The sequence below is a fragment of the Lachnoclostridium phytofermentans ISDg genome, from assembly GCF_000018685.1.
In the GTDB taxonomy this organism is placed as follows: domain Bacteria; phylum Bacillota; class Clostridia; order Lachnospirales; family Lachnospiraceae; genus Lachnoclostridium; species Lachnoclostridium phytofermentans.
In genome coordinates this window covers 688,244-710,181 of record NC_010001.1, presented here as the reverse complement: position 1 = coordinate 710,181, position 21,938 = coordinate 688,244, and the positions used below count along the sequence as shown (strand labels likewise).

The following is a 21,938-nucleotide window of genomic DNA, read 5'->3' as shown; positions in this document are numbered from 1 at the left end:
TCTTATAAGTCCTTTATGGAATTTCTTAAGAAATCTTTCTTTCTTTGAATCATCTCGTCAATACGTTCCGTATAGTCCATTACACTTTTTACATTCTCTACTCGTTCGATTCGATTTTCTTTATGAAATACAAACTTTGAAGAACCTCCAGCACCAAGTGCCAGAATTGTTTGTTTTTCTTCCATAATTAAGATATTATAGATGCCTTCTTTTCCATATCTAGCATAGCCAACGTTTTCAAGGTTTTCTGCCATATTCTTTTGACGATATAAGTAATACGGATCATAGTTATTTTCTTTCGCAAACTTCACAGTTTCTGCTAGCATGTCACTAACCCGAACCGCTTCCATATCCTTATATTGTTCCTTTTGTGTATTCAATCTGGCAGCCCTTTTTATTGCAAGGGTATGCACAGTCAAACTATCCGGATTCATTGACTTAATTCTATCTAGAGTATATATGACATCGGAAGGATTTTCTCCGCTAAGACCAATGATGATATCCATATTGATATTATCATGCCCTATCTCCCTTGCTAAATAAAATGCTTCTTCAATCTGCGTAGCGGTATGTTTTCTTCCGATTAAATCCAAGGTTTTCTGTCGCATGGATTGAGGATTAATTGATATTCTTGATACGCCAAAGTCTTTTAATACCTGTAGTTTTTCTCTTGTGATACTATCCGGTCGCCCTGCTTCCACAGTTAGTTCCTTTAGCCCTTTGATACCAAAATAATGGTCGATCTTCGTTAGTAGGTACTCTAATTGCTTTGCGCTAAGCGTCGTTGGGGTACCACCTCCGACATAAAGAGTGCTTAATGGCTTATCTAAACAAGTAGATGCATATTCCATTTCCTTTGTCAAAGCCATCAGATATGGCTCCACTAAGTGTTCAAATCTCTCTAATGGATAAGAAGTAAAGGAACAATAATGGCAGGTACTAGGGCAAAATGGGATACCAATGTAAATACTATACCCATTTTGATAGCTAAGATCCTTTAGTATTTCATGCTCACGCTTTGCGACATTAAGACTCAATGCAATCTTTTCATCAGAGCAATAGTACTCCTCTTTTAGATACTTCTTGATGTCTTCTTCTGTAACCCCATCCTCAAGCCTCTCGAGTACTTGTTTGGTTGGACGAATACCTGTCATGATTCCCCATGGAAGAGACTCTTTCGTATAGTCAGACAAAAGTAGATAGAGTACACGCAAAAGAGCATTACGATAAATACTTCTTGTTAGCGGATATTCTGATAAGATTTTCTCTTCCCTTTTCCTTAGAATTGTATCCTCATATAAGGCTACCTCAAATCGGTCTAGGAATAGTCGTAAGACAAGCGTTGTCTCAGTAGACAGCGCTTGTTCCGTTTCTGTTTGATATTTCTCTATTTTAATTTCTTCTTTTGGGTAGAATGACTTTAGTAAAGGCGCTATGTCCTGTTCGTAATCCTCCCCTATCATCGTTAACTGTATCATCTAATAAAAACTTCCCTCTCCATTTACATACGGATTATTTTGCATCTCATACCCAATGCTTGTACTACAGCCATGTCCAGGATATACCTTAACTTCTTTTGGTAAGGTAAATAACCTCTCATTGATCGATTTAACTAATACTTCACTATTTCCAGTAGGAAAATCGGTACGTCCAACTGATTCAAAAAATAGAGTATCTCCGCTTAGAAGAATCTGTTCATCAGGAATGTAATAGCATACAGAGCCTTTCGTATGTCCTGGAGTATGAAGCACGACAAATTCAATATCAGCAAACTGAATTTTCTCCAGGTCATGTAAGCTTTCAACAGGGGCTAAAGTAAGTGACTTTCCAAAGATGGAAGAGCAATTAAGCCCCGGATCCGCAAGAAGTTCACGCTCTGACTCATATGCGTAGATGCAAACTCTAGTCGTAGATGCTAGCTCCCTTGCAGCCATGATATGATCAAAGTGGCCATGCGTTAATAAAATAGCTTTTATATTGAGTTCATTAAGATTTAAATGTTCTAAAATACGTTCGCATTCATCCCCTGGATCAACCACTACTGCATCCTTCGTATCTTCATTGCTGACGATAAAGCAATTAGTTCTAATCTCACCAAGGGTAAGCATATCAAGCCTAATCTTACTCATAACTTCCTCCAAATCCAGCATAGGATGCAACATTAATGCTTAGTATTTATGCATAACATTTATGCATTCATTCCTATGTTCTCACAATACCTTAAGTCTTACCTTATTCTTTAACCTGTAGTACGTTCAATGTCAATTACACTCTCAATACTGCGAAGTTTACCAATAATGAAATGCAACTGCTCCACTCCATTTATTTCAAACCCCACACTAATAGTTGCGGTCCCTTGTTTACTCGTTCTTACCGTCATAGAGATAACATCAATCTTATTTTCCGTAAAAATTCTTGATACATCAAGTAAAACTCCATTCCGGTTGTTTGCATAGATTTTAATCTCAGCAGTATATAGCCCGGAATTTTGCTTATCCGCAGGTATATTCCATTCAGCATCAATTAATCGTTCCCTATCTTCATATGGAAGGTTAATCACATTAATACAATCCGTACGATGTATAGAAACTCCACGTCCTCTTGTAACAAATCCAACGATTTCATCACCTGGTACTGGAGAGCAACACTTTGAAAAGTGGACAGCGACATCATGAATTCCTTGTACTACGATACCACCTTTGGATTTCATAACTGCTGGTCGGTCAAACTTCACATCTGCAATCGTTTCAAGAACCTTTTCATCAGTCATTTCTTTCCGATTCTTCTTCGTATATACCTCTTGCAGCTTATTAATAACCTGCCCCTCTTTTAATCCACCATGCCCTACTGCTGCATAAACGGATTCCCAGTCACGAAAACCGTACTTTTTCATTACAACTTCCATAAACTCATTCTTTAATAAGTCACTCATTGTAATTGTTTTGGTTTTACAGTATGCAACAAGCATCTCCTTACCGCGGATGATATTGTCTTCTTTTAACTCTGTTTTAAACCATTGATTGATTTTATTTTTTGCTTGAGTACTCTTAACTATATTGAGCCAATCTCTACTTGGACCTTTCGAATTTTGCGACGTCATGATTTCAATACGATCACCATTTTGTATCACATAGTCAATTGGTACAAGTCTACCATTCACCCTAGCACCAACCATCTTGTTTCCAACTGCACTATGAATACTATAGGCAAAATCTACTGGATTAGAGCCAGCTGGTAGATTTTTTACATCTCCTGTTGGTGTAAAGCAATAAACACTGTCTGAAAATAAATCTAAATCATTCTTTAACAAACTTAAAAATTCTTTGTTATCCGATAAATCTCTTTGCCACTCAAGTATCTGACGAAGCCAAGTAAGCTTTGCTTCTTCGGTATCTCTTGTATTTTTACCATCATGACCTTCTTTGTATTTCCAATGCGCTGCAATACCATATTCTGCAGTACGATGCATTTCAAAAGTACGAATCTGTATTTCAAAAGGCTGTCCATTCGGACCAATTAAAGTGGTATGAAGAGACTGATACATATTTGGTTTGGGCATTGCGATATAATCTTTAAAACGCCCTGGTATCGGCTTATACATCTCATGAATGACTCCGAGAGCTGCATAGCAATCCTTTACAGTGTCCACAACAATCCTTACCGCAAATAAGTCATAGATTTGCTCTAAGGTTTTCCCTTGATTCACCATCTTTTTATAGATACTAAAGAAGTGTTTTACTCGACCATCTATCTTTGCTGAAATATTTGCTTCTGCGATATGTTTTCCAACGTCCTCTACGATGCTATTAATGAAAGCTTCTCGCTCTTCTTTTTTTGATGCGATTTTTTCATTCAGTTCCTTATAAACTTCAGGTTCTAGGTACTGTAGCGATAAATCATCCAGCTCTATTTTTATCATAGAAATACCAAGACGTTGCGCTATTGGAGCATAGATATCCATCGTTTCTCTGGATTTTTCTATCTGTTTTTTAGGCGTCTGGTACTGCATCGTTCTCATATTGTGAAGTCTGTCTGCCAACTTAATTAGAATAACACGGATATCCTTTGCCATAGCAAGAAACATCTTACGAAGATTTTCAGCCTGGATTTCCACCTTATCCTTTGAATAATTTAATTGAGTTAACTTCGTAACACCATCCACTAACAGCGCTACTTCCTCTCCAAACTCTTTTGTAAGCTCTGATACGGTTAATACCGTATCCTCCACAACATCATGAAGAATTCCTGCAACAATTGTTTCCTTGTCAAGTTCTAATTCTGCAAGAATAATCGCTACACAAAGCGGATGTATAATATAAGGTTCACCTGATTTTCGCAACTGATCTTTATGTGCAAAAGTCGCAATTTTATAAGCCTTCTCAACAATCTCTACATCAGTGGATGGGTGATAGGCACGAATGGTCTTAAGCAAAATCTCATAGAGCTCGTCAGGACTTGTAAAATCCGATGGAACAACACCTATTTTGCGGTCTTTTTGATATTTAATTGCAGTTTCATCCTGCATTAAGTCAATGTCATTCTTTTGAATGGCATTTCCATTCTTTTGGATGGAACTTCCATTCTCTAGAATTGTACTTTCATTCTGAAGAATGGAACTTACATTATGAAGTTTTTTCGGTTCTAAGTTTGTGTCTGTACTCTGATTTAACGATTTCTCCATAAGAACCATTCCTTTCATTTCGGGGGCTAATAAGCTTATCTTCCTATTATAATAAGTAAAGTTGAAAAAATCAATCTTTTTGACATTCTATGACTGTTCTTTGAACAAATTCATGCGACTTTTGAAAAAATTGAACGAAAAAAGAGTGTACAAACCCATTTTTTACATTAAGGCAGTATTTTTCCGCAAAATACCCCCCATCTGCATAAAATAGTAATTTTGTACACCCTCCAATTATGCTGCTTTATTTACCAGCATACTTTATGACAGAAGCTATATCATAGCCCTTTAACTTCTCTCTTCCCATAAGTCCTTCTAATTCCATAAGGAAGACAATCTTAACAACTTCTCCACCCAATTGTTCAATTAACTTTGTGATTGCTTCAATCGTTCCTCCAGTAGCAATTAAGTCATCAATAATAACAACTTTTTGTCCTGGTTTAATAGAATCTTTATGCATTTCAATCGTAGCAGTACCATACTCTAGTGCATATTCCATCTCAACGGTTTCACAAGGAAGTTTTCCCTTTTTACGAACTGGGATAAAAGCCTTATTTAAATTATATGCAATCGGCACTCCAAAGATAAATCCTCTGGATTCTGGACCGACAATTACATCAAAATCAAGTCCATTTAGATTTTCTTGCATCTGATCAATCGACATCTTTAAGCTATCTTTATCTTGTAAAACACTTGTTACATCGCGAAAAATAATACCTTCCTCAGGGAAATCAGGAATACTTCTTACATACTCTTCTAGTTTCTTCATCTTTTAACATCATACCTTTCTTCACTCACAGGTTTTATAGACAAAAGATTTATCGTTCGCCTGTCGTATTAACTTAACCTAAACTATTATATCACTAATTCTTTCAAATGGTAAAGAATTTTATTATAAATCATTAAATTCTATGAAATTTATTTTAAATCATTAAATTCTATGAAATTTATTTTAAATCATTAAATTCTTGCAATAAAGAATTGATTTCTTCTTTTTCAAATCGATCAAAGAATTCATTTCTCTTTTCTGTTAATTTTATAGGTTTCTTATGATTGTAACGAAATGCTTCCGTCAAGTTGCTTTCTTCATATTCGAAACGATTCGATATTTTATTCCAGATATTTTCTCCATTCTTAGTGTTAATCATTAATATACTAGTACCCTTATTGTCAAACATCTCTGGTTTTGCATACTGAATTCCCCAAAAATCACCCATCGTTAAATCTCCGACTCGATTGGTATATACAAAAGAACACTGACTGCAAGCAGGCCTTGCTATATTATCTTTAATAAAGCTACGATAATAATTGTTTCTTCTTGCCCGAAGCTTTAGCGGTTCTCGATTTGCAAACTCTACAACCATGGTATTATCAAGTGCAAGCCATCCTTTTGATTTATCTCGAAAATTTATTTTTTTAACCTTTGAATGAAAACGTGACTCTAAATACTGAACATACCTGCGAAATACAAGTGGAGATGGTCCCGCATGGCATAGTACTTCACTAACAATAAGGTTATCATATCTTTTTCTTAAAAATGCCCGAAGACCTGCAGCCTCACATGGAAGAGCAGAATAAAGAACCGTTTCCCCTTTATCTAAAAGCTTTTTTACATTCCGAAACATTCCGGTAAAATCACTCTTGGTATACTTTGCTCCATAGAATTCCTTTGCTTCCTCCATGGTGTGTGCAATCGAAGAAACTGCATTCATATCGTTATCAAACTTAACACCAACTACATATCCCTCTAATTCTTCTATTACATATTGAACCAATTCTGGGAAGATACCACCAGAAGAACTATTAGTTCTTACCTTAAGCTTTTTATTATTTACTGCGTATACTATGGGATAACTTTCTGCATGAGAAATCGCTTGTGAATTTTCTTTTTTTGCGTAAGTAATCGTCTGTGGATTTTCTTTTTTTTCATTAGTAAATGTCTGAAAATTTTCTTTTTTCGCATAGGTATTCGTCTGTGAATTTTCTTTTCTTACACTAGTATTCGTCTGTGAACTTTCTTTTCTTGCACTAGTATTCGTCTGTGAACTTTCTTTTCTTACACTAGTATCCGTCTGTGGATTTTCTTTTTTTACATTATTATTTGTCTGCTGATTTTCTCTTTTTTCATAAGTAATCGTCTGTGGATTTTCTCTTTTTACACAGACTTTTTTACAAAGCATACATTTGACGCACTTATCATGATCCACAACCGGATAGATAAATCCTTCCTCATCCGGCTTCATTTCAATCGCATTATAAGGACATACTTCTCTACAAGCTGTGCATCCACAACACTCAATCTTTTTAATATCCGTTGGGCAATCAACATACATCTCATAACTGGCTAATCTTATTAATTGGCTTAATTTTTTCTTTTGTTCTTTTCTAAAATCTTTGATGCGTTTTCTAAATTCCCGCTGATTATTTTCATAAGTTTCCAACAAAGAGTTATAGATACTAATATCTCTCGATGTAGATAAATCGGAAAGGATAAGGCTAGACAATCCTAATTCCTTTAAGATTCCTGCTGCTAAAACCTCCTGTGTTTTTTCCGATAGTAATAAGAATGGTTTTTCATATAGAAGAGCCATAGAGGCAATAAATCCCGAATCAGTAATTACAACCTTGGCATGACGTAGATAGAGTAAGAATTCTCTGATATCTTGATCTGTATAGCTTTGTAAGCTTTTAAGTTCATTATTTCCCATCTGGTTTGATACTAGCTTAAGGCTCTTTTTATCCAAAAGAAACTTAAGAAACTCTAATTTTTCCTTGGAAGGAGTCTCATAATAGCAGAGAAGATAATCTTCGTTAATTGATTTCTTCTTAGCAAGTGGGTGATAGTTTTTTTGTTGCATTAAGAGGATAGAATCTCGTAAATAATGGATTGGATAATATTCTTTAATTGTATTATCTTTTACCTTCTGCCACATTCTCTCACTTGCCACAAGATAAATATCGAATAAATTATAATATCCAGCATCATTACTAAGCTGTGAACTTCCTTCCACAACATTATAAAACTCATAGGCAAGCTCTTTTGGCCCTAGCTTTTCTCCATCCTCACTATTTATAAAGGAATGGTGAATTACAACTGATATATGTTCCATTTCTTTTAACGCTTCTTGTAAAGCATAAGTAGACAACCAAACATCTAAATTCATATCATTTAGATCTGCTACAATTCCTATTTTCATACAACAGTTCCTTTCCAGTATGCGTCTGCCGTAGTAATTAATCAAACTACGCAACATGTCCACTTTTAACTAAATTATTGTATGATTACTATCCCCAAAGTAATTTGTAGTATGTATCTGTCTAATTTAGAAACTTCTATAAAAACGTTCTATCATTTTTAGTATGTGAAAAATCAGTTTAAAACTTCAGTATTTTTCTCAATGAAAGAAAAAGTTCTCTGATTACTTCTTCTTTATATTAGAAAAACGTACCACTTCATAATTCCTAGCAAAAAAAGAAGTAAGGAACAAAATAATCTCTAGAAAGCATTCTTACTTCCCATTGAATTTTATTCCTTACTTCTTATATTTATAAATGTCTTAATCGTCCATTATTACTTCATTTACTACTTCTTTTGCCGTTATATCTCTAGCTGATTTATTTTTTAAATCATTGAAACTTTCTAATAATGGGTTTATTTTTTCTTTTCCTAAACGTTTGAAAATCTCATCACGTTCTGGCTTATATGGACAAGGCTTGCTATGGTTATATTTGAATAGTTCTTTTATACTTTTTTCCTTCATATAGAAAGAATCTTTTAACTCTTCAAGAACCTTCGCACCTTTCTCTGTATTTACCATAATAGCACTAGTTCCTTTATCGTCAAACATTTCTTCATCCATACGATGTATTCCCCAGAAATCTCCGATGGTAATGTCGCCTACACGACTTCTACCAACAAAACTACACTGTGAACATCCTGGACGCTGAATATTATCTAATAAAAAGTTTCTAAAATAATTATTTCTTCTTGCATTCACAACCAGTGGCTTACGATCTTTAAATTCTATCACCATACTACACTTATGAATTAACCATCCATCCCTCTTATCACGGAATACCACATTGGTTATCGGTGACTTATATTTTATAGAGAGGAACTTTAGATAATTTTTAAATACCTTTGGTGAAGGAGCTGCATGGCATAAAATTTCGCTAATGAATAGATTCTCATAATCTTTTCGTAGATATGCCTTTAAGCCAGCACATTCACATGGTAACCCTGAATATAAGACAAACTTACCCTCATTTAACTGTTCTTTTACCTTTGCATATACACCATCAATCTCACTCTTAACATACTTTGATCCATAGAATGCTTTTACATCATTCATTGTGCTAGCTAAGGTTGAAACTGCATTCATATTCTCATCAAATTTTACCCCAAATACTACACCTTCGCGCTGTTCAATTGCGTATTTTGATAGTGCATGGAAGACTCCTCCTGAGGTACTAATCATTCTAGCATTCTCATCCTTATTAATTGCACTATAAACCTTTGGATAATCTGCTTCATAAGAAACAATCTGAGAATTCTCTTTTTTCACACATACTCTTTCACAAAGCCCACAATGGATACACTTTTCCTTATTCACATGTGGGTAATAAAATCCTTCCCTATCCATTAACATTTGAATAGCACCGGTAGGACATACCTCTTTACATGCATAACAACCGCAACACTCACCACGAGTTATTTTAGTCGGGCAGTTAACTGGCTGATCGATGCCAAAAGCCCCTACCAATTCATATAGAGAATCTGTCAACTCTTCACGATACTTCTTTAGCTGTTTGTTAACTTTGTTAGGATGTTTTATGCTATATGCTGTTAAGGAAGTGTTCGATTGTTTCATCGTAAAATAATTATCCATCAAGGATAGTCTTTGTAAAAATCGTTTGATTTTTCCTTGTGTCATTCCTTGATCGTAACAAATTAATGGCTTTTTCATTAAGATTGCAAAATATACCGTTGTAAAAGAATCGGTAACTACTAATTTTGCATCACGAATATATGCCAAATATTCCGATGGAGTAAATATTTCTGTAACCTTTTCAAATGCATAATAGGTGCGATTATAAGCTTTCGAGATTACCTTTAGATTATTTGCCTTTGCAATCTTTCGTACGGAGGGAATAATGCCAGCTTTGTCAGTTTCGCTATCCATAAAAACATAGGCCTGTTCATCTATTGTCTCTCCCATGATTTTCTCATAATCTTCCAAGCTACAAAGCATCAATGCCTCTGTAATCTCAGACTTTGGTTCGAAACTTCTTTGATAAAAGTCTATGTAATTCGCAGTAGAATTTGTTGTATCAATGGTAGATTTATAATTAACAATTACAAAGCTATCTGTTTTTTCCGATTTATTTGGATTCAAAGATAATTTATCTTTAACAAACCCTTCCATGGCGGTCTTTGCTTCATTTAAGTCGACATGGATATGTTGGCGCCCGCTTAAAGCGTCAAGTAAGTTCCTTTTGTGAGTGGTTCTAGCGGCTTTGTAAGTGAAATTGTCCCTCTTACGATACCAATAGCAATCTACAGCCTCATCCTCTAATACTTTTTTCACTGCATATGCTTGCAAAAGACTTTCCAGCTCTGGTTTCGCATAGCCGATGATTCCAATCTTCATGATAAGAACCTCCCTTCTATCTAATCTATTACAGTATATAAGAGTTAGACAAGTTATGCAATCTATATTTTTTAAGTAAGTAGCGTTTTGCCAACGTACCTGACACTATGAAAATCCTTTGACTTTAAAATGATGTGAAATAAGAAAACACACCCTTTGTGAACTTTTCCTTGCCATGAATAAAAGCATTTATGTTTATAACATTTATATTTATAATAAGAAAGAGCGCTTAGTTATAATAAGAAGATAGAATACTTAGTTATAATAAGAAGATAGAATACTTAGTTATAATAAGAAGATAGAATGCTTGGCTATAATAAGATTGAATGCTTGGCTATAATAAGATTGAATGCTTGGCTATAATAAGATTGAATGCTTGGCTATAATAAGATTGAATGCCTGGCTATAATTATAAGATTGAATACCTGGCTATAAATATAAGATTGAATGCCTGGCTATAATTATAAGATTGAATGCTTGGTTATAATAATAAGATAGTAAATGATTATTATGGATATCGAAAAAAATACAAGTCAAGTTTAAAACAATATGATAAAATAATAGGAGAAGTTTTTTTATAAGAGGTCATATCAAAAAAGAACTAAACCTTAAAGGAGAATGAATTCATTATGAAAAAAAATACAAGCTTTATTACGGTGGATTCAGCTCTAGTCAGATGGATTCGCGATAAAATAAATATAGAACAGCCAAACTCTGTGTATTCGAAAGAACTTCTTCAAGGATTAAACGACTTAATTCAAAGTGAAGATTCTACTCTAATATTAAGTATGACTAATAATTCAAAAAGTTTTATAGATAATATAGATGATAACATTTATGCGGGAGACCTTTCCATCTACCTAAAAAGTAGAAAAGTGCTTCGTAAGGATTTAGAAATCAGTTTGACACCGAAAGAATTTGATATTCTATATTTTCTTGCCCAAAACAGAGGATACGTATATACGAAAGAACAGATATTTCAAGCAGTTTGGGAAGAAGATTATCTAATGTCGGATAGTAATATTATGGCTTTTATTCGTAAACTTCGCAAAAAAATAGAACCAAATCCAGATGAACCTGAATACATTATTACCATATGGGGAATTGGATATAAATTTAATGACCAATACTAAACTTGGTAAGTATATTTTAAATTGATTTCTTAAAGAAAAAATAAGTATCATGAACTTTTCCTTGTCATGAATAGAATTATTTTTTAATACAGCAAGAAAATCGCAAGAATTTTGCTATTGGATTTAACTTCCCTTTCCATTATACTAACTGATGGGTATGCGAAAAAATCAGTATGTATTACCCCAAAAAATATAAAATTTAGAAAAAAGGAGGAAAAGCAGATGGAATCCGGAAACTCGGAAGGCCGAAGTTCCAATGACATATACCCACCCGGACATAACATATTCCGGAAGGACACGAAGATAGAACTACGGACTCTATCTGTTTTTCTGAATATGAATATATCCTAATCGGTTTATGTCTTGCTTCCAAAAATTGTATAACATCAAGGAGGTTCGACATATGAACAAGAAAAGAAATCACAATGTTTCTGCAAAACAAATTGCAGAAATAAAAGCTCGCAGAGATAATGCAAATAAAGCGATTTCCTTTGCAGCTATGAATCCTACTGACATTATTTTACAAAATCTAGAAACATCAATGGATGGACTTTCTGAAAAAGACGTGCTTGATAGCCGTTTATCGCATGGTAGCAACAAAGTTACCGAGGGAAAGAAGAAATCCCAAATTCAAAAATTAGCAGGTGCATTCATTAATCCTTTTACTATTATCTTATTGTGCCTAGCTATCGTATCCACCATAACAGATATTATCCTTCCACTAAAACAAAATGCTCCCGATGATATCAATCCAATTACGGTAATTATTATCCTGACTATGGTTTTCATCTCAGGTACTTTGCGTTTCGTGCAAGAGTCACGCTCTGGTAATGCAGCTGAAAAACTGCTTGCCATGATTACGACAACTTGTACCGTAGACCGTCTTGAAGAAAAAAAGATGGAGATTCCTTTAGAGGAAGCTGTTGTTGGCGATATTATTCATCTTGCTGCTGGTGATATGGTGCCAGCGGATGTAAGAATTTTGAGTGCAAAAGATTTATTTATCAGTCAATCCTCACTGACTGGTGAAAATGATCCATTAGAAAAGCTTCCTATTGTTTATGGAACTGCGTGTGATGCTATAACTGATTATAACAATATTGCATTTATGGGGAGTAACGTAATAAGCGGTAGTGCTACTGCTGTTATTATCGCTGTCGGAGATGATACACTCTTTGGTTCCATGGCTTCTTCCGTTGCTGGCGATGCAGTAGAAACCAGCTTTACAAAAGGTGTAAACTCTGTCTCTTGGGTTTTAATCCGATTTATGTTAGTCATGGTTCCTATCGTATTTGTTATTAATGGTCTTACAAAAGGTGATTGGCTTGATGCCTTTTTGTTTGCTATATCAATTGCAGTAGGACTTACACCAGAGATGTTACCAATGATTGTAACCACTTGCCTTGCAAAAGGTGCAGTGTCTATGTCTAAGAAAAAGACGATTGTTAAGAATTTAAATTCCATCCAGAATTTTGGAGCTATTGATATTCTTTGTACTGACAAAACTGGTACATTAACCCAGGATCAAGTTGTTTTGGAATATCACTTAGACGTTATAGGTAAAGAAGACAGACGTGTACTTCGCCATGCTTATTTGAACAGTTACTTTCAAACAGGTTATAAGAATTTGATGGACCTTGCTATCATTAGAAAGACAGAAGAGGAAGAAGCCTCCGATCCGAAGCTACTTGATTTATCTGCCGCTTATGTCAAAGTCGATGAAATTCCGTTTGATTTTACTCGCCGTCGTCTTTCCACCGTTGTAAGCGATAAAAATGGTAAAACTCAAATGGTTACCAAAGGTGCAGTAGAAGAAATGCTCTCTGTTTGTTCTTATGTGGAACTCAATGGCAAAGTAGAGCCTTTAACTGAAGAGATAAAATCAAATATTTTTGAAACTGTAAATGGATTTAATGAAGATGGAATGCGTGTTATTGCCGTAGCTCAAAAAACAAATCCTTCTCCTGTCGGTGCTTTTGGAGTAAAAGATGAATGCGACATGGTGCTTATTGGTTACCTCGCTTTTCTTGATCCACCAAAAGAATCAACAAAAGATGCAATTAAAGCACTGAAAGCTCATGGCGTTACAACCAAAATCCTCACAGGGGATAACGATAAGGTAACACGCTGTATCTGTAAGCAAGTTGGTTTGGAGGTTGGTAATCTGTTACTTGGTGCAGATATTGATTCAATGACCGATGAAGCACTTGCAATAGCTGCTGAAACTACGGATGTATTTGCAAAGCTATCACCAGACCAAAAATCCCGTGTTGTAACAGTTCTACGAAACAGTGGGCATACCGTTGGCTTTATGGGAGATGGTATTAATGATGCAGCTGCAATGAAATCTGCTGACATTGGTATCTCCGTTGATACCGCAGTAGACATTGCGAAAGAATCCGCAGATATTATTCTATTAGAAAAAGATTTAATGGTTTTAGAAGAAGGTATTATTGAGGGAAGAAAAACCTATGCCAATATGATTAAATATATTAAGATGACAGCTTCATCTAACTTTGGCAACATGTTTTCAGTATTAGTAGCCTCAGCATTACTTCCTTTCCTTCCAATGATGAGCGTACACCTAATCATTTTAAATCTCATTTATGATCTATCTTGTACTGCGATTCCTTGGGATAATGTAGATAAAGAGTTTCTTACTGTTCCAAGAAAGTGGGATGCTTCCTCCGTTGGAAGTTTTATGATTTGGATTGGCCCAGCAAGTTCTGTCTTTGACTGGTTGACCTATGCATTTATGTATTTTGTACTCTGCCCAATGTTTGTATCCAATGGTGTTTTATTCCATAACCTTGCTAGCCATTACTCTGGCACCGCATTACTACAAATGCAAGCAAGTTATGCAGCTATGTTCCAGGCAGGATGGTTTGTTGAGTCCATGTGGAGTCAAACTCTAGTAATTCACATGATTCGTACACCAAAGCTCCCATTTATTCAGAGCCATGCATCCGCTTCCGTAACAATGCTCACCTTTACAGGGATTGCGGTATTAACAGTCATTCCATTTACTGCATTAGGAACAATGCTCGGATTTGTAGCCCTTCCAATGGCATACTTTGCTTTTTTACTTCCTTGCATTCTAATGTATATGGTATTGGCAACTGTTCTAAAGAAAGCTTATATAAGACATCATGGTGAACTTTTATAAAGAAATGTAATTTTAAGTGTTCGTCAAATCATAATAATAAAAAAGTGCTGTCGTACTAGTGAATTTTTTTGTACGATAGCACTTTTTTATTATTTTAAGATTATAGATTCGCTTGAGCTTACTTCTATCCTATTAGACTTATTTCGCTTGGCTACAGAATCATAGATTTGCTTTAGCATTCTTCCATTAACCCCTTTCAGTCTTATTTCCCTTTGGCTCAAGAATCGAAGATACATTTGAGCATTCTTTCCAATTAAACTTGTATCTCCATTTATCTATGTGATATAATAGGATAAAATTTGTCATAAAGTGGCAATGCTTAATCTCAGCTAATAGTCTTTCTCTGAAAGATATTTTCTGTAAATCTCTGCATATATAGAACTTTTTTTATAACAATGAGAAAGAGGAAAGGATATTCATATGAAAAAATGCATAATATCAAGTCTTGTTGTCGTATTATTCGCTGCACTATTAGTTTCATGCTCACCAAAAGAAAGTAATTATAGCTTACATTTATTAGTCGACTCATGGTCAGATCAAAATATAGATTATCCAGAAAATGAGTTCTACTATGAGAATCTTATATCAAAGAAAACGTATGATATTCCCCTGAGAGGAAGCGCCTTCCTAAGGGAGTTTAAAGTTGTTAAAATTGATTCAAATTCGATCACCATTTCCACATCTGAATCGTACTCTGATAATGAAGATGGACACGTCTTTGCTTCTGAAAAAAAGAAGTTCGTTATTGAATACGGTAAGTCTAAAACGATATACACTCGTTCGATGGACGCAGGGGAATCTTATGTATTTACTTTAGTAGAAAAAAATTAAAACAAGAAAAAGTACACTTATCGAACTTTTCCTTGTCATAAACTAGAAAAGTACACTTTGAGAGCTTTATTAATAATTGTAGTCCAGCATCACTAGATGTACTGAATAAAAGAGGGGTAACGTGTATGCACAGTTACCCCTCTTTTTAAGTAGCAACTACGTTGCTACTTAAATTCTTGCTATATCAATCAAACTTAATTCGCCATCGGCCACATTTTCTAAACTTGTCAGTAATGCATTTGCTGTATCAAGAGAAGTTAAGCAAGTTACACCTGTTTCAATCGACATACGACGGATTACGAAACCATCTCTGGATTTATCACGTCCCTGGGTTGGAGTATCCACTACTAAGTCAATTTCATGACCAAGAAGCAAGTCTAAAATGGTAGGAGATTCTCCGTCTACCTTCTGAACTGGAATTGCATCCACTCCATTTTCCTTTAATACTCTTGCAGTACTTCTTGTTGCATAAATTTCGTATCCAAGGGCTTTAAATCTTCTACCTACTGATACTGCTTCTAATTTATCTGCATCCTTTACGGTTAGAATCATCTTCTTATGCTTTGGGAGATTGATACCAGCACCTAGGAATGCTTTATATAATGCTTCATTGAAAGTTTTTGCGATACCAAGGCACTCACCTGTAGACTTCATTTCTGGTCCTAAGCCAATGTCTGCACCACGAAGTTTCTCGAAGGAGAAAACAGGCATTTTAATCGCAATATAATCTGCTTTCTTTGCAAGTCCTGTGCCATATCCTAAATCTGCAATTTTTTCTCCAAGAACTGCCTTCGATGCAAGCGAAACGATTGGAATATTTGTTACCTTACTAATGTATGGTACCGTACGGGAGGATCTTGGGTTAACCTCGATTACGTAAACTTCTTCATTATATACAATGAACTGGATGTTGATTAAACCGATTACATTTAAGGACTTCGCTAATTTTCTTGTATAATCAACGATTACATCCTGTACCTTATTACTTATACTCTGTGCTGGGTAAACAGAGATACTATCACCTGAGTGAATACCTGCTCTCTCGATGTGCTCCATGATACCAGGGATTAAGATATCCTCGCCATCACATACTGCATCCACCTCGACTTCTTTTCCCATCAAATACTTATCTACAAGGATTGGATGTTCCTGAACATTTCGGTTAATGATTTCCATAAACTCACGAACGTCATCATCACAGATTGCAATTTGCATTCCTGCACCGCCAAGTACGTAGGAAGGACGAACAAGTACTGGATAACCTAATTGATTTGCAGCTACAATTGCTTCCTCCGTGGTAAATACAGTCTTACCAGCTGGTCTAGGAATACAGCACTTCTCAAGAATTTCATCGAATAACTCACGATCTTCAGCAGCGTCAACATTTTCTGCACTGGTTCCTAAGATTGGAACTCCCATCTTAAGAAGTGCTTCAGTTAACTTAATCGCTGTCTGACCACCAAACTGTACTACTGCACCATCTGGCTGTTCCAGATCTACGATATTTTCCACATCTTCTGGAGTTAATGGCTCAAAGTAAAGCTTATCTGCGATATCAAAGTCTGTGCTTACTGTTTCCGGATTATTATTTACGATAATTGTCTCGAAGCCGCTCTTACTCATAGACCAAGTTGCATGTACGGAGCAGTAGTCGAACTCAATACCCTGTCCGATACGGATTGGGCCAGAACCAAGTACCAATACTTTCTTCTTTGTCTTAGTAGCATCCACTTCATTCTCACTATCAAAGCAGGAATAGTAGTAAGGGGTCTGAGCTTCAAACTCTGCTGCACATGTGTCAACGGTCTTAAATGCTGCATGAATTTCATACTCTTCTTTACGAAGCTTCTTCACTTCCTCTAACGTCTTTCCACTAAACTGGGCAATCACACGATCTGGGAATTCCATACGCTTAGCTTCTAACATTAACTCTTTCGTTAATGGTTCTTCACTTAAGCGTTTTTCCATCTCCGTAAGTATTGCTATTTTATCAATAAACCATAAGTCGATCTTTGTAATATCATTAATTTCTTCTGGTGTAATTCCTCGGCGGATTGCCTCTGCGATAACAAAGATACGTCTGTCATCAATCAAGTGAAGTTTCTCACGTATATCTTCCACGCTGTCCTTGCTATAGTCACCATAGTTCATACTATAGATATTCTGTTCTAGAGAACGTACTGCCTTCATAAGAGCACCTTCGAAGTTCGTACAGATACTCATTACTTCACCAGTTGCTTTCATCTGAGTCGTTAAGGTTCTCTTTGCCATAATAAACTTATCAAATGGCCACTTTGGAATCTTTACTACACAGTAATCAAGTGCTGGTTCGAAGCTTGCTACGGTTTTACCTGTAATTGCATTTGGAATCTCATCTAAGGTATAACCAAGTGCAATCTTCGCTGCGACCTTCGCAATTGGATATCCGGTTGCTTTAGAGGCAAGCGCAGAAGAACGGCTTACACGAGGGTTAACTTCAATTACACAGTACTCAAAGCTATCCGGCTTTAATGCATACTGTACATTACATCCACCTGTAATATTTATTTCTGTAATAATATTTAATGCAGAGGTACGTAACATCTGGTATTCTTTATCGGATAGTGTCTGAGATGGAGCAACTACGATACTATCTCCTGTATGAACACCTACTGGGTCTAAGTTTTCCATGTTACATACCGTAATACAGTTTCCTGCACCATCACGCATTACTTCATATTCAATCTCTTTCCACCCAGCGATACAACGCTCGATTAAACACTGTCCCACACGGCTAAGGCGTAATCCATTCGTACAGATATCAATTAATTCTTCCTTATCCGCTGCGATACCACCACCAGAACCACCAAGAGTATAGGCTGGACGGATTACAACTGGATAACCGATGGTCTCTGCAAAGTCAACTGCCGCCGGTACTGTAGTAACTACAACGCTGGCTGCACAAGGTTCCCCGATTTTCTCCATTGTATTCTTAAACTCTAAACGGTCTTCTGCCTTTTTAATGGTTAATGAGGTAGTTCCAATTAATTTGGTCCCTGTTTCTGCTAAGAATCCAGATTCCTCTAACTCCATTGCAATATTTAACGCTGCCTGACCACCAAGGGTTGGAAGTACACTGTCTGGTTTTTCTTTTAAAATAATCTTCTTTACTACATCAGGAGTTAATGGCTCTATATAAACCATATCTGCGATGTCTTTGTCTGTCATGATCGTTGCTGGATTTGAGTTCACCAATACAACTGTAACTCCTTCTTCCTTTAAAGAACGACAAGCTTGGGTACCTGCATAATCAAACTCTGCTGCCTGGCCAATCACAATCGGGCCGGAACCAATCACTAAAACTTTCTTAATGTTATTATTCTTTGGCATTACGCATTTACCTCCATCATCTTCATAAACTCATCAAATAGGAACTCGGAATCTTGTGGACCAGCACATGCCTCCGGATGGAACTGTACCGTAAATATATTTTTATTCTTATACTTAATTCCCTCTATTGTCTTATCATTTGCATTAATAAAGCGAACCTCTGCCTTAGACTCATCAATGGTATCTTCCACTACTACATAACCATGATTCTGGGAGGACAGATAAACGCGGCCAGTTTCTAAATCTTTCACTGGATGGTTCGCTCCACGATGTCCGTACTTCATCTTCTTAGTTTCAAAATCATTTGCAAGTGCCATTAATTGATGCCCTAAACAAATTGCAAAGATAGGGATGTTTGTTTCAGATAATTTTTTAATTTCTTTAATAATTTCAAAACATTCTGCTGGATCTCCAGGGCCATTACTTAACATAATTCCATCTGGGTTTGCCTCTAATATTTCTTCTGCCTTTGTATCAGCAGGATAAACAGTTACTTCACAGCCTCTTTTTAATAGACAATGTTCAATATTTTTCTTAGAACCAAAATCCATTAATGCAACCTTATAATGCGTTTTTACTAGGTTTTCATCTTCTGCTAACTTATTTAAATAAGCGATTCCTGCAGTTCCCTGCATGCAAGCCAAGGCAATTTCACCAAGACAAACACCATTTTTAGTCGCTTTCTCAATTGCTTCTTTCATCTCAGTAGATGCCATATAGGTCATCTTTGCCATTTCAAAATCAGTTGGGGTAAAGTTCTCGTGTGTTGTAACTTTCTTCTCTTTACAACTTACTTTGCTAACCACACCCGTTACTTTATAATCTTTTAATGCATTTATTACATCTTCAATTATGAAATTCTCATTTGTAGTGATCATGCCGTTCATTGTACCGCTCTCACGAAGAATCTTCGTTAAGCATCTTGTATCCACACCAGAGATTCCAGGGATATCATTCTTAATCAGGAACTCCTCTAAGCTTAATTTAGATCTAAAATTACTTGGTACTCGTGATGTCTCTCTTACAATAAATCCATCTGGCCACGCCTTTAAGGATTCCATATCGGATGGACAAATACCATAATTACCGATAAGCGGATATGTCATAACCACAGCTTGACCAGCATAGGATGGATCCGTTAATATCTCCAGATAACCTGTCATTGAGGTATTAAATACGATTTCACTAATAACCTCTCTTTTCGAACCAATATGTTTACCTTCGAAAATGTGCCCGTCTTCCAGTATCAGAAAAGCTTTCATACAAATCCTCCTATTATGTTATGTTTTTTGAGTATTAATTCAGTCTTTCTTTACTTATTTGGATATTTTTACCAAGTCCTATTTAAAAAAATAAGATATATCGCCTCTTCCTTATTTCATGTAATCCATGAAAATTAAAGGTGATACATCTTAAGTCCAGAGGCTTAATTTTTGCAAATAAATACTCAAATTGTTAAAATGATACCACACCACCTTTAAAATTACAAGAAATATTTATTCTAGAATATGACTAAAAATTCTTGTTATTCTATATTTTAAATTATGCATATTTACTTAATCTTAATAAGATAATGCATACTTATTAGTTTTAATAAGTGCTCCTTCTTAATATTACTAAGAGGCCTATGTACTTGCACCAATCATGGCTACTTCGCATACCTTATCTTGAACCAGTATATTGAGGTAGTAAGACATGGTATACAACCCATACTCTTTTCGTTACCCTACCTTCCGTGAAGGTTTGGGGTTAGAAAAAGATGTATTTTCACCCACTATGGATAATCAAATTCCTCGTACTAATATGATGCCTCGTAACGACTACAGAGTATATCCAGCCCAGGTTGAAACGCAGTCTCTTGGCGGCCTTGTTGTAGATGTACTTTCTGCTAGAGACAATCGCCCTATTAGTAATGCTACAGTTGGTATTCAATTTACCGGTGATCCTTCTACACAACCTATAGAAGAATTACAAACAAGCGATACAGGAAGAACAGAGCTCGTCGAATTACCAGCACCTCCTGTGGATTACAGTTTGGAACCTAGTGCTCCAATGCCGTATTCCGAGTATACTTTGACAATAAAAGCACCTGGTTTTGAACCGGTTATCATAACTGGAGCACAAATACTTCCAACCGTAAATGCCTTACAAAATATCTTACTAGACCCAACCCCATCAGCAGGAGTCCGTAATACTGCGGAGGCTTTTGTAATACCATACCATACCCTATATGGAGATTATCCACCTAAGATTTTGGAAGATGAAATAAAACCTTTGGAAGAAGCTGGTGAAATTGTACTCCCAAATGTTGTTATTCCTGAATTCATTGTCGTTCATGATGGGGTTCCTACTGACAAAACGGCTAAGGATTACTGGGTTCCATATCGTGATTACATTAAAAATGTAGCCTCCAGTGAAATCTATGCTACCTGGCCAGAATCTACCATTTATGCAAATGTATTAGCGATTCAATCTTTTACCTTAAACCGTGTTTTTACGGAGTGGTATCGTAATAAAGGATTTAGTTTTACTATTACCTCTTCCACTGCATACGATCATAAGTTTATGCCTGGTCGAAACTTTTTTGATTCCATAAGCAGAGTTGTTGATACAATCTTTAATAACTATTTATCTCGTCCAAATGTGAAACAGCCAATCCTTACACAGTATTGTGATGGTAAACGTGTATCTTGTCCTGAAGTAATGACACAATGGGGTTCTAAAACTCTTGGAGATCAGGGATATACACCGATTCAAATTCTTAGATATTATTATGGAGATAGTATATATATCAATACTACGTATGAGGTTTCCGGAGTACCTGTGTCCTTCCCAGGGTATAATTTAACGATAGGTTCCTCTGGCTCTAGCGTTATGCAGCTACAAGAGCAGTTAAATGCTATCGCTGATGTATACTATCCAATTCCTAATGTCTCAGCCGATGGAATCTTTGGTCCTGCAACTGCAGCGGCGGTAAAAGCTTTCCAAAAACAATTTAATCTTCCTCAGTCAGGTATCGTTGACCTTCCAACATGGTATAAGATTTCCGGCATTTATGTTGCTATTACAAGAATGGCAGAATATCAATAATTAGGTATACCTCTTTC

Annotated in this window: 12 protein-coding genes; 4 read left to right on the top strand and 8 right to left on the bottom strand. The window is 35.8% G+C overall.

The window, feature by feature from the left end:
* Nucleotides 1-2: 2 nt before the first annotated feature.
* The 6 genes from hemZ to CPHY_RS20530 form a co-directional block, all read right to left on the bottom strand.
* Nucleotides 3-1,478, bottom strand: a complete 1,476-nt coding sequence (hemZ, locus tag CPHY_RS03000) for a coproporphyrinogen dehydrogenase HemZ (protein WP_012198581.1) — start codon at nucleotides 1,476-1,478, stop codon at nucleotides 3-5.
* Nucleotides 1,479-2,129, bottom strand: a complete 651-nt coding sequence (locus tag CPHY_RS02995; protein WP_012198580.1) for an MBL fold metallo-hydrolase — start codon at nucleotides 2,127-2,129, stop codon at nucleotides 1,479-1,481.
* A gap of 110 nt (nucleotides 2,130-2,239) precedes the next feature.
* Complete coding sequence (locus CPHY_RS02990; RefSeq protein ID WP_041703880.1) at nucleotides 2,240-4,525, bottom strand: RelA/SpoT family protein; 2,286 nt, start codon at nucleotides 4,523-4,525, stop codon at nucleotides 2,240-2,242.
* 400 nt (nucleotides 4,526-4,925) lie between these two features.
* Nucleotides 4,926-5,450 (bottom strand): adenine phosphoribosyltransferase, encoded by a 525-nt coding sequence (locus CPHY_RS02985; protein ID WP_012198578.1) that lies wholly within the window; start codon nucleotides 5,448-5,450, stop codon nucleotides 4,926-4,928.
* A 178-nt stretch (nucleotides 5,451-5,628) separates the two neighbouring features.
* Nucleotides 5,629-7,878 (bottom strand): Coenzyme F420 hydrogenase/dehydrogenase, beta subunit C-terminal domain, encoded by a 2,250-nt coding sequence (locus tag CPHY_RS02980; protein ID WP_012198577.1) that lies wholly within the window; start codon nucleotides 7,876-7,878, stop codon nucleotides 5,629-5,631.
* A 360-nt stretch (nucleotides 7,879-8,238) separates the two neighbouring features.
* On the bottom strand, nucleotides 8,239-10,332 hold the full coding sequence (locus CPHY_RS20530) for a Coenzyme F420 hydrogenase/dehydrogenase, beta subunit C-terminal domain (RefSeq protein ID WP_012198576.1): 2,094 nt from the start codon (nucleotides 10,330-10,332) through the stop codon (nucleotides 8,239-8,241).
* A gap of 629 nt (nucleotides 10,333-10,961) precedes the next feature.
* On the opposite strand from CPHY_RS20530, the gene CPHY_RS02970 reads away from it, so the two are divergent.
* From CPHY_RS02970 to CPHY_RS02960, 3 genes are all read left to right on the top strand, one after another.
* Complete coding sequence (locus tag CPHY_RS02970) at nucleotides 10,962-11,465, top strand: winged helix-turn-helix domain-containing protein (protein WP_012198575.1); 504 nt, start codon at nucleotides 10,962-10,964, stop codon at nucleotides 11,463-11,465.
* 403 nt (nucleotides 11,466-11,868) lie between these two features.
* Nucleotides 11,869-14,631: a magnesium-translocating P-type ATPase gene (mgtA, locus tag CPHY_RS02965; RefSeq protein ID WP_012198574.1), complete on the top strand. Its 2,763-nt coding sequence runs from the start codon at nucleotides 11,869-11,871 to the stop codon at nucleotides 14,629-14,631.
* 420 nt (nucleotides 14,632-15,051) lie between these two features.
* Nucleotides 15,052-15,462, top strand: coding sequence for a hypothetical protein (locus CPHY_RS02960; RefSeq protein WP_012198573.1), 411 nt, complete (start codon nucleotides 15,052-15,054; stop codon nucleotides 15,460-15,462).
* Between the two features lie 168 nt (nucleotides 15,463-15,630).
* Here CPHY_RS02960 and carB read toward each other — a convergent pair whose 3' ends face one another.
* A complete protein-coding gene (carB, locus tag CPHY_RS02955; protein ID WP_012198572.1) occupies nucleotides 15,631-18,831 on the bottom strand; it encodes a carbamoyl-phosphate synthase large subunit in 3,201 nt (1,066 codons plus the stop codon).
* Nucleotides 18,831-20,093 carry a carbamoyl phosphate synthase small subunit gene (locus CPHY_RS02950; RefSeq protein WP_012198571.1) on the bottom strand — a complete coding sequence of 421 codons (1,263 nt, stop codon included), beginning with the start codon at nucleotides 20,091-20,093 and terminating at the stop codon, nucleotides 18,831-18,833. Before CPHY_RS02950 ends, carB begins: the two co-directional genes overlap by 1 nt.
* Nucleotides 20,094-20,637: 544 nt before the next feature.
* On the opposite strand from CPHY_RS02950, the gene CPHY_RS02945 reads away from it, so the two are divergent.
* Entirely contained in the window at nucleotides 20,638-21,921 is a 1,284-nt protein-coding gene (locus CPHY_RS02945) for a peptidoglycan-binding protein (protein ID WP_041703878.1), read from the top strand.
* Nucleotides 21,922-21,938 lie beyond the last annotated feature (17 nt).

Excerpts from the sequence above, each read along its gene's own strand:
- CPHY_RS02980 (WP_012198577.1), bottom strand. The coding sequence starts at position 7,878 with ATGAAAATAGGAATTGTAGCAGATCTAAATGATATGAATTTAGATGTT.
- mgtA (WP_012198574.1), top strand. The coding sequence starts at position 11,869 with ATGAACAAGAAAAGAAATCACAATGTTTCTGCAAAACAAATTGCAGAA.
- carB (WP_012198572.1), bottom strand. The coding sequence starts at position 18,831 with ATGCCAAAGAATAATAACATTAAGAAAGTTTTAGTGATTGGTTCCGGC.
- CPHY_RS02970 (WP_012198575.1), top strand. The coding sequence starts at position 10,962 with ATGAAAAAAAATACAAGCTTTATTACGGTGGATTCAGCTCTAGTCAGA.
- CPHY_RS20530 (WP_012198576.1), bottom strand. The coding sequence starts at position 10,332 with ATGAAGATTGGAATCATCGGCTATGCGAAACCAGAGCTGGAAAGTCTT.
- CPHY_RS02995 (WP_012198580.1), bottom strand. The coding sequence starts at position 2,129 with ATGAGTAAGATTAGGCTTGATATGCTTACCCTTGGTGAGATTAGAACT.
- CPHY_RS02985 (WP_012198578.1), bottom strand. The coding sequence starts at position 5,450 with ATGAAGAAACTAGAAGAGTATGTAAGAAGTATTCCTGATTTCCCTGAG.
- CPHY_RS02950 (WP_012198571.1), bottom strand. The coding sequence starts at position 20,093 with ATGAAAGCTTTTCTGATACTGGAAGACGGGCACATTTTCGAAGGTAAA.
- CPHY_RS02960 (WP_012198573.1), top strand. The coding sequence starts at position 15,052 with ATGAAAAAATGCATAATATCAAGTCTTGTTGTCGTATTATTCGCTGCA.
- hemZ (WP_012198581.1), bottom strand. The coding sequence starts at position 1,478 with ATGATACAGTTAACGATGATAGGGGAGGATTACGAACAGGACATAGCG.
- CPHY_RS02990 (WP_041703880.1), bottom strand. The coding sequence starts at position 4,525 with ATGCAGGATGAAACTGCAATTAAATATCAAAAAGACCGCAAAATAGGT.
- CPHY_RS02945 (WP_041703878.1), top strand. The coding sequence starts at position 20,638 with ATGCCTCGTAACGACTACAGAGTATATCCAGCCCAGGTTGAAACGCAG.